Annotated in this window: 13 protein-coding genes and 1 tRNA gene; 6 read left to right on the forward strand and 8 right to left on the reverse strand. The window is 62.3% G+C overall.

The window, feature by feature from the left end; translation table 11 throughout:
• Nucleotides 1–11: 11 nt before the first annotated feature.
• Complete coding sequence (locus LOY51_RS01620) at nucleotides 12–785, reverse strand: ABC transporter ATP-binding protein (RefSeq protein WP_046853793.1); 774 nt, start codon at nucleotides 783–785, stop codon at nucleotides 12–14.
• Between the two features lie 736 nt (nucleotides 786–1,521).
• Here LOY51_RS01620 and gabP point away from each other — a divergent pair.
• A complete protein-coding gene (gene gabP, locus LOY51_RS01625; protein ID WP_258644155.1) occupies nucleotides 1,522–2,907 on the forward strand; it encodes a GABA permease in 1,386 nt (461 codons plus the stop codon).
• 163 nt (nucleotides 2,908–3,070) lie between these two features.
• Here gabP and LOY51_RS01630 read toward each other — a convergent pair whose 3' ends face one another.
• Both LOY51_RS01630 and ppk2 read right to left on the reverse strand, forming a co-directional pair.
• Complete coding sequence (locus LOY51_RS01630) at nucleotides 3,071–3,514, reverse strand: hypothetical protein (RefSeq protein ID WP_125857134.1); 444 nt, start codon at nucleotides 3,512–3,514, stop codon at nucleotides 3,071–3,073.
• A gap of 107 nt (nucleotides 3,515–3,621) precedes the next feature.
• Complete coding sequence (gene ppk2, locus LOY51_RS01635; RefSeq protein WP_125857135.1) at nucleotides 3,622–4,635, reverse strand: polyphosphate kinase 2; 1,014 nt, start codon at nucleotides 4,633–4,635, stop codon at nucleotides 3,622–3,624.
• Between the two features lie 254 nt (nucleotides 4,636–4,889).
• Between ppk2 and LOY51_RS27030 the strand changes: the two genes are divergently transcribed.
• Nucleotides 4,890–5,381, forward strand: a complete 492-nt coding sequence (locus tag LOY51_RS27030) for a sce7726 family protein (protein ID WP_374046940.1) — start codon at nucleotides 4,890–4,892, stop codon at nucleotides 5,379–5,381.
• Here the strand turns inward: LOY51_RS27030 and LOY51_RS01645 are convergent.
• From LOY51_RS01645 to LOY51_RS01665, 5 genes are all read right to left on the reverse strand, one after another.
• Complete coding sequence (locus LOY51_RS01645) at nucleotides 5,378–6,457, reverse strand: beta family protein (RefSeq protein ID WP_258644156.1); 1,080 nt, start codon at nucleotides 6,455–6,457, stop codon at nucleotides 5,378–5,380. The genes LOY51_RS27030 and LOY51_RS01645 overlap by 4 nt on opposite strands.
• Nucleotides 6,458–6,882: 425 nt before the next feature.
• Nucleotides 6,883–6,958, reverse strand: a tRNA-Phe gene (locus LOY51_RS01650).
• Nucleotides 6,959–7,048: 90 nt separating this feature from the next.
• On the reverse strand, nucleotides 7,049–7,321 hold the full coding sequence (locus tag LOY51_RS01655; protein WP_110992242.1) for an oxidative damage protection protein: 273 nt from the start codon (nucleotides 7,319–7,321) through the stop codon (nucleotides 7,049–7,051).
• The gene (gene mutY, locus LOY51_RS01660) at nucleotides 7,318–8,385 is read right to left on the reverse strand and encodes an A/G-specific adenine glycosylase (RefSeq protein ID WP_258644157.1); all 1,068 of its coding nucleotides are present in this window, start codon (nucleotides 8,383–8,385) and stop codon (nucleotides 7,318–7,320) included. Before mutY ends, LOY51_RS01655 begins: the two co-directional genes overlap by 4 nt.
• Entirely contained in the window at nucleotides 8,382–10,631 is a 2,250-nt protein-coding gene (locus LOY51_RS01665; RefSeq protein WP_125857140.1) for an AsmA family protein, read from the reverse strand. Before LOY51_RS01665 ends, mutY begins: the two co-directional genes overlap by 4 nt.
• Nucleotides 10,632–11,058: 427 nt before the next feature.
• Here LOY51_RS01665 and LOY51_RS01670 point away from each other — a divergent pair, with 427 nt between their 5' ends.
• The 4 genes from LOY51_RS01670 to LOY51_RS01685 all read left to right on the forward strand — a co-directional run bounded on the left by LOY51_RS01670 (nucleotide 11,059) and on the right by LOY51_RS01685 (nucleotide 14,466).
• Nucleotides 11,059–12,717, forward strand: coding sequence for an OFA family MFS transporter (locus LOY51_RS01670; protein ID WP_125462255.1), 1,659 nt, complete (start codon nucleotides 11,059–11,061; stop codon nucleotides 12,715–12,717).
• 255 nt (nucleotides 12,718–12,972) lie between these two features.
• A complete protein-coding gene (gene hisB, locus LOY51_RS01675) occupies nucleotides 12,973–13,566 on the forward strand; it encodes an imidazoleglycerol-phosphate dehydratase HisB (RefSeq protein ID WP_110992314.1) in 594 nt (197 codons plus the stop codon).
• Nucleotides 13,567–14,205 (forward strand): imidazole glycerol phosphate synthase subunit HisH, encoded by a 639-nt coding sequence (hisH, locus tag LOY51_RS01680; protein ID WP_125462256.1) that lies wholly within the window; start codon nucleotides 13,567–13,569, stop codon nucleotides 14,203–14,205.
• A complete protein-coding gene (locus tag LOY51_RS01685) occupies nucleotides 14,206–14,466 on the forward strand; it encodes a DUF2164 domain-containing protein (protein WP_125462257.1) in 261 nt (86 codons plus the stop codon).
• The last annotated feature ends 30 nt before the right edge of the window (nucleotides 14,467–14,496 follow it).

Genomic DNA, 14,496 nt, shown 5'->3' on the forward strand with positions numbered 1-14,496 from the left:
GTATTGCTCCGTTAGCGGTGGCTGGACATGAATTGCTTGCAACGCGCCGAGGTCGGGTTTTCGAAGACCTGCTGTGGCGATCCCTGCTCTTCGACCAGGCCCTGGTGCAGGAAGACCACTTCACTGGACACCTGGCGGGCAAAGTTCATCTCGTGCGTCACCAGCAGCATGGTACGGCCTTCTTCGGCCAGGGCGCGGATGACGTTAAGCACTTCCTGGACCATTTCCGGATCGAGCGCCGAAGTCGGCTCGTCGAACAGGATGACCTTGGGCTTCATGGCCAGGGTACGGGCGATGGCGGCACGCTGTTGCTGGCCACCGGAAAGCTGGGCGGGGTAGCTGTGGCGCTTGTCGAAGATGCCGACCTTGTTCAGCAGCGCCTCGGCGTGCTCGATGGCCTCGGCCTTGCTCTGGCCAAGTACGCGGCGCGGCGCCTCGATGATGTTGTCGAGGATCGACATGTGTGGCCACAGGTTGAAGTTCTGGAAGACAAAGCCGATCTCGCTGCGCAGGCGGTTGATCTGGCGGTTGTCGGCGGCGATCAGGTCGCCGTTTTTCTGCGCCTTGAGCTTGAGGGCTTCGCCGGCGACCAGGATTTCGCCCTGGTGCGGGTTCTCGAGCAGGTTGATGCAGCGCAGCAGGGTGGACTTGCCGGAGCCGGACGAGCCGAGGATGGAGATCACGTCACCGTCGCGCGCGGTCAGCGAAATGCCCTTGAGAATTTCCTGCTCGCCGTAGCGTTTGTGCAGGTTACGGATTTCCAGCGCGGGCGTGGCCTGGGCCATGTGCGGTCCTCATGTGTTCGGGTGCGTTCCCAGCTGTTGGCGGCCTTCCTGGCGAGCGCCACGCTAGCATAGCGGCGCAACAGCGGCCAACCGGGTCGCAAGGGGCTTCGGTCATTGATGGGGCAGTTTGTCGCATCGTTGCAGTGGACTGTCGCGAGGATGTCCGCAATGGCGTTTTGCCCAGCACCGGAGCCTTGATGAAAAAAGGCGCGATGGTGCCAGCTTTGGTCAAAGCATGGAAGCGGTTTTGGCCCTTTTGCCGCGAAAGCAGGTGCAACCGCCCATGTGACCGGCACAGGGTGGCGTGGGAGCGGGCTTGCCCCGCGATGGCTTCGGCAGGACTGAAGGTGTTGGGGCGACAATCGCTATCGCGGGGCTAGCCCGCTCCCACGCAGATCGCATCATGGCTGAAACAATGGTTGTACCTTTGGTTGCACTATTTTGCCTTGCCCTGGTGCGCGGGTGTTACCGGGGAGCACCTTTGGTGCGTTTGTAAGTGGGTATTTCAGTAATCCGGACTTGGCATGGAGATTTGGCGGGCTTTCGGTCAAAGCCTGGCAGAAAGGCCGCAAAGCCAGAGAATTTGCTGCCGTCAGCCATTCCAGATAAATGGCATTTAAAAATGGCGCGCTTATTGCCAGTGGGAAAAGACCGAATGCGGCGACGCCTAAATCACCCCTTGGTGCGCTTCGTATTCCCTTCATTCGGGTGGTCCACTCCTTACAAAGGTAGTTTTATGAGCGGTAACAATTCCAATGACCTCGCTCAGGGGCTCAAACAACGGCATGTGACCATGCTGTCCATCGCAGGCGTGATCGGCGCCGGCTTGTTCGTCGGCTCCGGCCATGCCATCGCCGCCGCCGGCCCTGCCGTGCTGCTGGCCTACGCCGCTGCCGGCACCCTGGTTGTACTGGTGATGCGCATGCTCGGTGAAATGGCGGTTGCCTCGCCCGACACCGGTTCTTTCTCGACCTACGCCGACCGCGCCATTGGGCGCTGGGCCGGTTTCACCATCGGCTGGCTGTACTGGTGGTTCTGGGTGCTGGTGATTCCGCTGGAGGCCAACGCCGCCGCAGCCATCCTGCATGCCTGGTTCCCGGCCGTGGACCTGTGGGCGTTCTCGCTGATCATTACCCTGGTGCTGACCGTCACCAACCTGTTCAGCGTGAAGAACTACGGTGAGTTCGAGTTCTGGTTCGCCCTGCTCAAGGTGCTGGCGATCATCGGCTTCATCGTCGTCGGTTGCGCGGCCATGTTCGGCATGGTCCCGAGCAGCCAGATCAGCGGCGTCAGCCACCTGTTCGATACCCAAGGCTTCATGCCCAACGGCCTGGGCGCCGTGCTGGCCGCCATGCTGACCACCATGTTCTCCTTCATGGGGACCGAGATCGTCACCATCGCCGCCGCCGAGTCGAAAGACCCGGGCAAGCAGATCAGCCGTGCCACCAACTCGGTGATCTGGCGTATCTGCCTGTTCTACCTGGTATCGATCTTCCTGGTCGTGGCCATGGTGCCGTGGAACGATCCGAGCTTGGCCGAGAAAGGCTCCTACCAGACCGTCCTCAGCCTGATCGGCGTGCCGAATGCCAAGCTGATCGTCGACATCGTCGTGCTGATTGCCGTGACCAGCTGCCTGAACTCGGCGCTGTACACCTCCTCGCGCATGCTCTTCTCCCTGAGCAAGCGTGGCGATGCCCCGGCAGTCGCCCAGCGCACCACCAAGGCGGGCACCCCGCACTGGGCCGTGCTGCTGTCCACCGCTGCGGCCTTCCTGTGCGTGTTCGCCAACTTCCTGGCCCCGGCCGCGGTGTTCGAGTTCCTGCTGGCCAGCTCTGGCGCCATCGCCCTGCTGGTGTACCTGGTGATCGCCGTGTCGCAACTGCGCATGCGTGCCCAGCGTGAAGCCAGCGGCGAGAAGATCTCGTTCAAGATGTGGATGTTCCCGGGCCTGACCTGGGCCACCATCGCCTTCATCGTCGCCATTTTGGTGGTGATGGGGCTGCGTGAGGATCACCGCGTCGAGATCATCGCTACCGCGCTGCTGAGCATCGCAGTTGTGGCGGCAGGCTTGCTGGTGCACCGCAAGCGCGGCGCTGCCGGGCGCGTGGCGCTGGATAGCTGATTCGCAGCCGGTGAAATGAAAAGGCCGCGCCCTGTGAAGGGCGCGGCCTTTTTGTTTGCCTGGGAGGGCCCCATCGCCGGCAAGCCGGCTCCCACAAGGACTGCACGCTACTCTGTGGGAGCCGGCTTGCCGGCGATGAGGCCGGAGCAGGCGATACAGCTGTTCAGCCGAACTGCTTCTGCTGTTGCTGCCCCTTGGCCACCACCTCGGAGGCTGTGACATAAGCCGCCTGGAACTCATCGCTCTCAAGCCAGGCCATGGTCGCGTCCTCGTCGGTGCCGTCGAGCCATTTGCGGTAGGCGGTGAACACCATGACGATGTAATCGGTGGCGTGCTCTTCCTTGTGACCCTTGAGCACCAGTGCCAGCAGTGGGTCAACCAGGAACACCGAGATCATCGGCACCAGGCCGTTTTCCTGGGCTTCTTTCATCTTGTCGAACAAGCTGTTGTAGCTGCCCGACTCCATGGCCTTGTTGAACACCTGCTCGACGCTGGCGCTTTCGCCGGTGCTGGCCTTGACCGCCTGGCCGCTGCGCACCATGCGGTTCTGCTTGGCCTTGGTGGCGGCGCGCTTGGCGCGTTTCTGTTGCTTGGTGTTGGTGGCCATGAGGCGGTCCTTGGAGGTATCTGGTAAAGGCGCGTATTGAAGCGCAGTTGCCCTGAAAACCCAAGGGCGAGGCGCCGCGTGGGAGCGGGCTGGCCCCGCGATGGCCGTTACAGAGGGCTCGGCGCCGCCGGCTCATCCTCCTCGAACCCCCGCGAAGCCCGCCCGACCAGCAGCGGATCCGGCGCATGCGCCACGCTGTGGTCCTTGCCCGGATAGTCCAACGAATGCAGGAAATGCCGGATGCAGTTGATCCGCGCGCGCTTCTTGTCGTCGGACTTGATCACCGTCCACGGCGCATCGGCAGTATCGGTGTGGAAGAACATGGCTTCCTTGGCGGCAGTGTAATCCTCCCACTTGTCCAGCGACTTGATGTCGATGGGCGACAGCTTCCAGTGCTTGAGTGGGTCGTCGCGCCGCGAGATGAAGCGGCGCAGTTGCTCCTCGCGGTTCACCGAGAACCAGAACTTGAACAGCAGGATGCCGCTGTTGCACAGCATCCGCTCCAGGTCAGGCGCCTGGCGCATGAACTCCAGGTATTGCAGCGGCGAGCAGAAGTCCATCACCCGCTCGACCCCGGCGCGGTTGTACCAGGAGCGGTCGAAGAACACCATTTCACCGGCGGTGGGCAGGTGCTGGATGTAGCGCTGGAAGTACCACTGGCCTTTCTCCTGTTCGGAGGGCTTCTCCAGCGCGACGATGCGAGCGCCACGCGGATTCAGGTGCTCCATGAAGCGCTTGATGGTGCCGCCCTTGCCCGCTGCGTCACGGCCCTCGAAGAGGATGACGATGCGCTGGCCGGTTTCCTTCACCCAGTTCTGTACCTTCAGTAGCTCGATCTGCAGCGCGTGCTTAGCCTTGTCGTAGTCCTGGCGGCGCATGCGCGTACGGTACGGGTAACTGGCCGGCAGGTGCGCCGAGGTACTGTCCTCGCTGCTGCCTTTGCGCGCGTTGGCCACTACCAGGGCGGCGGGTTGCTGGCTGACCTGGGTGATGGTCTCTGGCACGGGGGCGTTGGTGGCGGGCTTGCGCTGGCGTGGGCGGCGGGTGCGGGTGACGGGCTTGGTGCCGCTGCCGGTGTCGGTCGGCGACGGCAGGAGGAGGGTGGCGGATTCTTCGCTCATGGAGGTCCTTGCGGGGTCGGTCGAGTGTCCACCTTCCATCCTAAGGCCATAGGGAGGCTGGCTTTTTGATGCCGATCAATCCGGCAGAACGATGCTCGCTGAGGTGAGCGGTCGGATGTGGCTATAAATGGAAATATTTGCAGGGGGTGTTCTGTCGCGCGCGCTGTGAAGGGCTATGGCCGGGTGGCTATAATCGCCAGATGTTGAATCCAGACCAAATCCGCCCCCTCCTGAAGCAATGGGTCACCAAGGTGATGCCCCATGAGTCCGGTGACGTGTTCATCGAGGAGCTTTGCTTTATCGACAAAGCCCGGCGTGCGGATCTCGTGCATGCGAACGGAAAACTCAGTGCTTTCGAAATAAAATCGCACGCGGATACGCTGGTTCGGTGGGGTGGTCAGCAAGAGGCTTACCTGGCGTGTTTCGATGAAGTATGGCTTTGTTGCCACTCCCGTCACCTGATAAAGGCCCTGGAAGTGTCGGTAGCCAACGTCGGGATTCTGGTATTCGACGACTTCTCCGGAATGGTCATGGTGAGAAGCGCAAAAGCGAACAAGAGGCAGGAGAAATTCCATCTCACGGGGTTCCTCTGGCGGGAGGAGTTGGACAGGCTGGCCCGAGAGCATGGAGTTGCTGTGCGGAGCAAGGAACTCATAAAGACAGTGCGTCAACGGGTCAGCGACGCACTGCCGCTTGAAGTTATTCGTACGTTTGTTCTGGCAGTGCTGAAGCAGCGCTACGCTTAGATCAGATCGTCCAGGTCATCAATGTCGATGGGTTCAAGTGCTGTGCGTTGGCGATCCATGATGGACTTCAACATGGCGCAGATGTGCTGATTTATCCGATATCCGTTCCAAGTGCCATTGTTTCCATAGTTAGTTGAAGTCGCGATAATTCTTGCGTACTCTCTGGTCGCCCAACAGAAATCATCACCATGGTATCCCGGTAGGTTGCGGATCTCTTTGGCTATCTCGATGTAGTTACCAAACTCTTTGTCTCCCCCTTTGCGACGTTGCCACCATTCGGTTGGCGTGTAGTAGCAGCCGAAGGGAAGTACGGGCATGCCCACCACATATTCCATCGGAGCGGTAGGGTTGGTGGCGGCGTAGTCTCCGTACACCAGTTCGATACCTGGCTGATTTCTGTTCACGGTCGCCTGCCAGGCGGTATCGAAGCAGGTGGCTGAACGTGAGCTGTTCGATGCGGGTTTGTCGATGGGGAATGATGTGCTGAGCAGGATTACCGTAGCGGGCATGTAGGCGCCGATATCCTTGAGCAAGTGGTCGAAGTCTGATCCGCTGGCGGTGCTGGACGGGGCAGAGGCGATGAAGTCCAGAATGATATGCGCACAGCGTGGGGCTGACAGTGAGTCGAGTGTCGCAAGCAGGCGGTTGCGAGAGGTTTGGGTCGGTTTCTCCGGGCAGGTGACTCGGATGGCGATATTGTCGAAGTCACGCTCAAGTGAAAGAGCTAACTGGATGACGTCTCGTTGCGTATCGTCGTCAGTCCAGGAGATGACAGGAATAATGTTCGGGTTTTTATTGCGAACTTGATAGATGAACCTTCTTTTTTGTTCAAATGCATTGGCAGGGCTGTGCAGATTATTGGCAGATATGAAGGCCTCCCGTATATCCTTCTTGCCTCTGGATACATCAAGAAAAAAGGGATGTTCAGTCCAGTTGTTCAAGAAGGTCTGTAGATGCCGGTCATCATCGCCGCGCATGTCAAGCAATGGTGTGAATGAGTTTCTTCTTTCGGGCTCGAGATTTATCAATGCCTTGATGTCGTTCTGGCCTACTCGTAAACAGGCGGAATACTGCATGTTCAACTCCCTGTAAGTCCTGGATGTGGTGCAAGTGTCCGGTCAAGGTAGACCACTTGCCGCGATCTGCCTAAACATCCAAGTGTGTATGGATGTTGCGAGTTTGTTGGGTGTTTTGAACGTGATGATTAAACTCGGGATGTTACCTAGGAAGGTTCCTATAGCCTGCCCATGTCTTTTGGGGTCAGATCGAGACGTTTGATGCTAGTGGCCGCTGCTTGGCTCAGGGGCGTGCGAATACAGCCGCATACAATTGCGGGGCGGCGTGCGAAGCGAAGGAGGGGTGAAGCGCTGTCATGGGGCGCTTGCTGGTGAGCGCTGACGAAAGCTGCCTGTCAGGCAAAAATCTCAGGCAACAAAAAACCCGCACTAGGCGGGTTTCTTGTGTCGCTTCGGGTAACTTTGCAACCACCAGAAGCTGAAGGTGGTGCCCAGAGACGGAGTCGAACCGCCGACACGAGGATTTTCAATCCTCTGCTCTACCGACTGAGCTATCTGGGCGACGAGGTGAATTAAATAGATTTCCAGACCGCTCGTCAACGACTTTTTTGAAAAAATTTAAATTAATTCCGTCGCTTACGATTTTTGGGGTCATTCCGACGGCGGAACGTAGCCTTCAGCCTTGGCGTAATCCTCGCCGGCGAAGAACTTGTCCATCTCGGCCTGGATGAACTTGCGGTCCTCGGCGTTCATCATGTTCAGGCGCTTCTCGTTGATCAGCAGGGTCTGGTGCTTCTGCCAGTCGGCCCAGGCCTTCTGCGAGACGTGTTCGAAGATGTCCTGGCCCTTGGGGCCGGGGTAGGGCGCGCGTTCCAGGCCTGGCAACTCTTCTTTGTATTTGCGGCACATCACGGTGCGGGTCATGGGTTCTCTCCTGCAATCAGTTCGTCGGCCGCGCGTTGCAGCAGCTTCTTGACCGGGGCGGCGAGGCCCAGGCGCGGCGGGGTGGCGAGGTTATACCAGAGCCAGTCGGGCTCGGCCACGTGCGCGCCGACGGGGTCGACACGCACCAGCCACGGCTCGATGGCCAGCTGGAAATGGCTGAAGGTGTGGGTCAGGCCTTGCAAGGCCAGGCTGCCGGCCAGGCGCAGGCCGTGCTGGTAGGCGAGGTCGTCGAGCTGCTCGAGGTTGTCCAGCTCCGGCAGGCTCCACAGGCCCCCCCACAGCCCAGTGGAGGGCCGGCGGTAAAGCAGGATCGCGCCTTCGTGGTTGGCCAGCAGCGGCATCAGGGTCTTGCGCTGGGGCAAGGCTTTGCGCGGCTTGGGTTCCGGGTAGCGGGTCTCTTCACCGTGCAGATGGGCTTCGCAACCACGCTGCAGCGGGCAGATCAGGCAACTGGGCTTGCTGCGGGTGCACAGCGTCGCGCCCATGTCCATCATCGCCTGGGTGAAGTGGTTGACCCGCGTCATCGGTGTGAAGCGTTCGGCGGTGGCCCACAGCTGGTTGGCCACTTTCGGCTCGCCCGGGTAACCCGCCTGGGCAGTGAAGCGGGCCAGCACGCGCTTGACGTTGCCATCGAGGATCGGCGCGCGGATGCCCATGCTGATACTGGCGATGGCCCCGGCGGTGGAGAGGCCGATGCCGGGCAGTTCGGTGAGCTGCTCGACACTGCGCGGGAACTCGCCGCCATGTTGCGCGACGACGATCTTCGCGGCCTTTTGCAGGTTGCGTGCGCGGGTGTAGTAGCCCAGGCCCGTCCAAAGGTGCAGCACTTCGTCTTCTGGTGCTTCAGCCAGCGCCTGCACGGTCGGCAGCGCCTGCATGAAGCGGTCGAAGTAGTTGAGCACGGTGCTCACCTGGGTCTGCTGCAGCATGATTTCCGAGACCCACACCCGGTATGGGGTGATGCCCTGTTGCCAGGGCAGGTCGTGACGACCGTGCTGGTCGTACCATTCCAGCACGGCGCTGGAGAACTGCTGGGGGCTCATCGCTTGAACAGCCCCTTGAGCGCATCTTTGAGTTCCGGGCTCACTTTGTCTCCGAGTTTTTCTTCGAGCTTTTCATCGATCTTGTCCTTCAGGCGGTTGCCGGCCAGTTTCGCCGCCACCTTGCCCAGGCCGTCCTGGTCCAGGCGGCAGGCCTTGGCACCCAGCTCCAGCGGGCCACGGCAGCGCAGCGGCACTTCGATGCCGGCAAAGCGCTCGTTGACCTGGCAGGCCGGGTCGGGCATCGCGCGCTGGTCGCCTTCGACCACCACGCCGACGTTGTAGTCCATGCCCAGCACCCGCAGGTCGAGGTCGCCATGGCCGTTGACGGTCAGGCCGGGAATGCGCGCCTTGAGGTCCGGGTTGCTGGCCACGCCATTGCGGATCACCAGGCTGCCGCGCAGCTCTTCGAACGGCGTGTCCTTGCCGCGCGGTTCGCTGCCGAGCTGTTTGCGGTTGAGGGTGGCGATGGCCTGGCACAGTTGCTGTTCCAGGTTGGCGTTGACCAGCACGCCATCGTTGATGGTGAAGCTGGCGTTGCCGTTGAGGGTGTCGACCAGCGCTTTCTGGCTGTTGCCGGTGGCGGTGAGGTCGCTGGCGAGGGTCAGCAGGCCCTTGACCGGTGGCGCCTGGTCGGGGCTTTCGCGCTTGATGAAATGCTCCACCGGCACGCGGTTGATCTTGGTGTTCACCCCCAGTTGCGGCACGGCGGGGCGCACGTCGACCGTGCCCTTGGCTTCGAAGCTGCCGTTGTACAGGCCACCGCGCAGGGTTTCGAGGGTGATCAGGCCACCCTGGCCGTTGGCCTTGAGCCGGGCGTCGCTGATCGGCAGCTTGTCCAGGGTCAGGGCGCCGAACGCCAGGTCGGCCTGCAGGTCGAGGGCGCGCAGGCGGTCCACCGGCAGCAGCTTGTCGTTGCTCCAGGCCACTTGCGTGGGGGCGTTGGGCAGCGGGGTGGTGCCGGCACCGGCAGTGGCGCTGGCTTCCTGCTGTTTCACCTCGGCCTGGCGCGCCGCGGTGGTGCCCTTGGCCTCCTCGCTCTTGGCTGGCAGATAGCGGTCAGCGTCGAAGGTGTCTGCCTTGAGGTTTACCCGCAGGGCCTGCTTGGCGAAATCTTCGACGGCCACGCGGCCGGTGAAGGTGCTGTCGTCCAGCTTCACCGCCAGGTCTTCCAGGGCCAGGCTGTTCGGGGTGCCTTGCAGGCGGGTGACCAGCTCCAGCTTGTTGAAGGCGGCCGCATCGGCGGTGGCCGGCAACGGGTGGCCGATGCCGTCGAGGAAGGTGCGCAGGTTGAACTGGGCGATGGACAGCCCGCCACTCACCTGCGGCGCCTTGTCCAGGTCGCGCACATTCAGCTCGCCCAGGGCGCGCAGCTGATTGGCCGAGACTTTCAGGCTGCTCCACGAGGCGACATTGGCGGCCAGGTCGACCAGCACCTGGCCTTGCGCGGCGAAGGTCATGGTCTTGCCCGCCAGCGGCTCGCCCGAGGTTTCGCCGGACAGGCGCATGTCTTCAAGGTTGTAGCGCTTGAGCTTGCGGTCGAAGCGCAGTTCGCCGGTCAGCTCGGTGCGCGCCTTGATGTTCGGCTGGCTGGCGCTGAGGAAGGCGCTGGCCTTGAGCGGGATGTTCACGCCTTCGTGCACGGGGCCCGTGCTCAGCTGGATGCTTTCGGCACCGTAGCTTTGGCCGGCCTTCTCGTCGGTGAACTGCACCCGGGCGTTGTTGACGGTCAGGCTGTCGATGTCGAGCTTGACCGAACGCTCGCTGGTTTCGGGCTTGGACGGCTCGCTGGCCGGCGCTTCGCCTGGCGCGGTGGCCGGGGCGTTGGCAACGGCAGGGTCAGGCAGCGGCTTGCCGATGTCTTCCCAGTTGCCGTGGCCATTGGCATCGCGGGTGAGGGTGAGGTTCAGGCCCTCGACCCGCACGTCGCTCATCTGCACTTCGCGGCGCAGCAATGGCAGCACGCGCACGGACAAACCCAGCATCTGCAGGTCGGCGAACGGCACCTTGGGGTTGTTCAGCGTGGCGATGCTCGCCTCGTGCAGCTCCAGGCCCAGCCAGGGGAACAGGCTCCAGCCGATGTCGCCGTTGAGCGTCAGCTCGACATGGGCCTTGTCGCGGGCCAGTTGGCGGATTTCGTCTTTGTAGTCGTTGGGATCGAAGAGGTGCGTCAGGGCGAAGCCCAGCGCCACGATGATCAGCAACAACCCGAGAAGCGACAGCCCCAGGATTTTGCCGAACGCTTTCATGGGCGAGTCCTTGTAGTCCGATTGTGAAATTCAGCGGCGAGTATAGCGCTGTGGCACTTGGCTCTGCGTATCCGACATTTCGACAGTGGGAATGACGGCAGTTCATTTATCACCTGCTCGGCCCTCATCGCGGGGCAAGCCCGCTCCCACGCAGCCATCGTGGGAGCGGGCTTGCCCCGCGATAAGGCCAGAACAGGCGACACAACCTCACCTGAGCATGCGAAGTACCGATTCAGCTGGCAAAAAAAACGCGATATCAGATTGCTTTCATGCCACTGGCTGCTGGTAATCTTGCGCCGCTTTCGCAGCCTCCGCGACCCATTGTCGCGGGGCAATGCCGCAAACGGCCGGCGTCATCCCGGGGGAGACGCCACAGCAGAGCCGGGCCGGCAGCCCGTAAGCAGCCCACCTACAAAAGGAACGACCCATGAGCAGCAGTATCACGACGGAGATGCCGGTAAGCGTGCCCGGTTTCCTGTCGAAGGAGCGCATCATCGCCCGCCCGGGCTTCAACCGCTGGCTGGTACCACCGGCGGCCCTGGCCATCCACCTGTGCATCGGCATGGCCTACGGTTTCTCGGTGTTCTGGCTGCCGTTGTCTCAGGCCCTGGGCGTCAGCGCGCCAGTGGCGTGCGCGGCAGACATGGGCTTCGTCGCCCGCCTGTTCAGCGCCGAGTGCGACTGGCCGATCTCCATGCTCAGCTGGATCTACACCCTGTTCTTCGTCTTCCTCGGTTGCTCGGCCGCAGTGCTCGGCGGCTGGCTGGAACACGCAGGTCCGCGCAAGGCCGGCCTGGTGTCGGCACTGTGCTGGTGCGGCGGCCTGCTGATCTCGGCGATCGGCGTAAAGACCCATCAGCTGTGGCTGATGTGGCTCGGTTCGGGGGTAATCGGCGGCATCGGCCTGGGCCTGGGTTACATCTCGCCGGTGTCGACCCTGATCAAGTGGTTCCCGGACAAGCGCGGCATGGCCACCGGCATGGCGATCATGGGCTTTGGTGGTGGTGCCATGGTTGGCGCGCCGCTGGCGACCGCATTGATGGGCCACTTCGGCAGTGCGACTGAAGTCGGCGTATGGCAGAGCTTCGTTGCCATGGCCGCGATCTACTTCGTGTTCATGACTGCCGGCGCCCTGGCTTACCGCGTACCGCCCACCGGCTGGAAGCCAGAAGGCTGGACCCCACCGGCGAAGAAGGCCAACGCCATGGTCACCGACCGCCACGTGCACGTGAGCGTGGCCTGGAAGACCCCACAGTTCGCCCTGGTGTGGCTGGTGCTGTGCCTGAACGTCTCGGCCGGTATCGGCATTCTCGGCATGGCCTCGCCACTGCTGCAGGAAGTGTTCGCCGGCAAGCTGCTGGGCAACGAGCTGACCTTCAGCGAGTTGAACGCCGCGCAACTGGCGCAGATCGCCGCCATCGCCGCCGGCTTCACCGGCCTGCTCAGCCTGTTCAACATCGGCGGGCGCTTCTTCTGGGCGTCGTTCTCCGACTACATTGGCCGCAAGAACACCTACTTCGCCTTCTTCGCCCTGGGCGTGGGCCTCTACAGCCTGGTGCCGAACATGGGGCACATCGGTAACGTGGCGCTGTTCGTGGCGGCGTTCTGCATCATCCTGTCGATGTACGGTGGCGGCTTCGCCACGGTGCCGGCCTACCTGGCCGACCTGTTCGGCACGCAGATGGTCGGTGCCATCCACGGCCGCCTGCTGACCGCCTGGGCCGCCGCTGGCGTGCTTGGCCCGGTGCTGATCACCTACCTGCGTGAAGCGCAGCTGGCGGCAGGTGTGGAGCGGGCCGCGGCCTACGACATGACCCTGTACATCCTCGCCGGGCTGCTGGTGCTGGGCTTTGTCTGCAACATGCTGGTACGTCCGGTGGCCGACAAGTACTTCATGACCGAGGCCGAGCTGGCCGCGGAGCGTGCCCTGAGCCATGACAAGGGCGCCGACAGCGCGCGTTCGCTGGAGTGGCACGCTGCGCCGGGCAGCCTGCCACTGGTGCTGCTGGCCTGGGCCGTGGTGGTGATTCCGCTGGCCTGGGGGGTGTGGATTACCCTGCAGAAGACGGCGGTGCTGTTTCACTGATTGAGATTGCCGGGGGCGCTTTGCGCCCCTATCGCGACGCAAGGCCGCTCCTACAGGCGACCGCAATCCCTTGTAGGAGCGGCCTTGTGTCGCGATAGGGCTGCAAAGCAGCCCCAGTTACACGGTTGTATAGACCTGTAAGCCCGTTATCCCCCCGCAATTGCTAGCCCTGCCATATGTCATCCGCGTTTCAAGCTGGCGCGTTCTGGGCCTATAATGTTGCCCTTTTCGCCCAATGATTTTGCGGAGCTGGTGATGGTCGAACGTAAGGCTTCCGTCGAGCGCAATACCCTGGAAACCCAGGTCAAGTGCTCGATCAACCTCGATGGCACTGGTAAGGCCCGATTCGATATCGGTGTGCCTTTCCTTGAACACATGCTCGACCAGATCGCCCGGCACGGGCTGATCGATCTGGACATCGAATGCAAGGGCGACCTGCATATCGATGACCATCACACCGTCGAAGACGTCGGCATCACCCTCGGCCAGGCGTTTGCCCAGGCCATCGGTGACAAGAAAGGCATCTTCCGCTACGGCCACGCCTACGTGCCGTTGGACGAAGCGCTGTCGCGTGTGGTCATCGACTTCTCCGGCCGCCCTGGCCTGCAGATGCATGTCCCCTACACCCGCGCCAGCGTCGGTGGCTTCGACGTCGACCTGTTCCAGGAGTTCTTCCAGGGCTTCGTCAACCACGCCCTGGTGACCCTGCACATCGACAACCTGCGTGGCCACAACACCCACCACCAGATTGAGACCGTGTTCAAGGCCTTCGGCCGCGCGCTGCGCATGGCCGTGGAGCAGGACGAGCGCATGGCCGGGCAGATGCCATCGACCAAAGGGTGCCTGTAAATGCAGACCGTAGCCGTAATCGACTATGGCATGGGCAACCTGCACTCGGTGGCCAAGGCCCTCGAGCACGTGGGTGCCGGCAAGGTGCTGGTCACCAGCGACGCCGCGGTCATTCGTGAAGCCGACCGCGTGGTGTTCCCCGGCGTTGGCGCGATCCGCGACTGCATGGCCGAAATCCGCCGCCTGGGCTTCGACAGCCTGGTCCGCGAAGTCAGCCAGGATCGCCCGTTCCTCGGCATCTGCGTGGGCATGCAAGCCCTGCTCGAGCACAGCGAAGAGAACGAGGGTGTCGACTGCATCGGCCTGTTCCCCGGCCAGGTGCGCTTCTTCGGCAAAGACCTCAAAGAAGACGGCGAGCACCTGAAAGTGCCGCACATGGGTTGGAACGAAGTCGGCCAGACCAACGACCACCCCCTGTGGCATGACATTCCCGACCGCGCGCGCTTTTACTTCGTGCACAGCTACTACATCAATGCCGGCAAGCCGGGCCAGGTCGTCGGCCGCGGCCACTACGGCGTCGATTTCGCCGCCGCGCTGGCCGAGGGCTCGCGCTTCGCCGTGCAGTTCCACCCGGAGAAGAGCCATACCCATGGCCTGCAACTGCTGCAGAACTTCGTCGCCTGGGACGGGCGCTGGTAAATGAGCAGGTCGCGGACCAAGGCGCCGATCCTCACGCTGGCCCCCGAGCAGGAGCGCGAAGCGCTCGACAAGCTCAAGCGCTTCCTCGAAGACCGTTTCGAGCTGGAGCTGGGGTCGTTCGAGGTGGCCGAGGTCCTCGAGCTGTTTTCCAGAGAAGTTGCTCCGTATTACTACAACAGGGCGATTGCCGATGTTCAGCTGCACCTCAAGGAGCGGTTCGAGAGCATCGAAAGCGACCTGTGGGCTTTAGAAAAGAGCTGAAAGCTTCAAGCTCCAAGCTTCAAGCCAAAG

Source organism: Pseudomonas sichuanensis, assembly GCF_024749065.1.
GTDB lineage: Bacteria > Pseudomonadota > Gammaproteobacteria > Pseudomonadales > Pseudomonadaceae > Aquipseudomonas > Aquipseudomonas sichuanensis.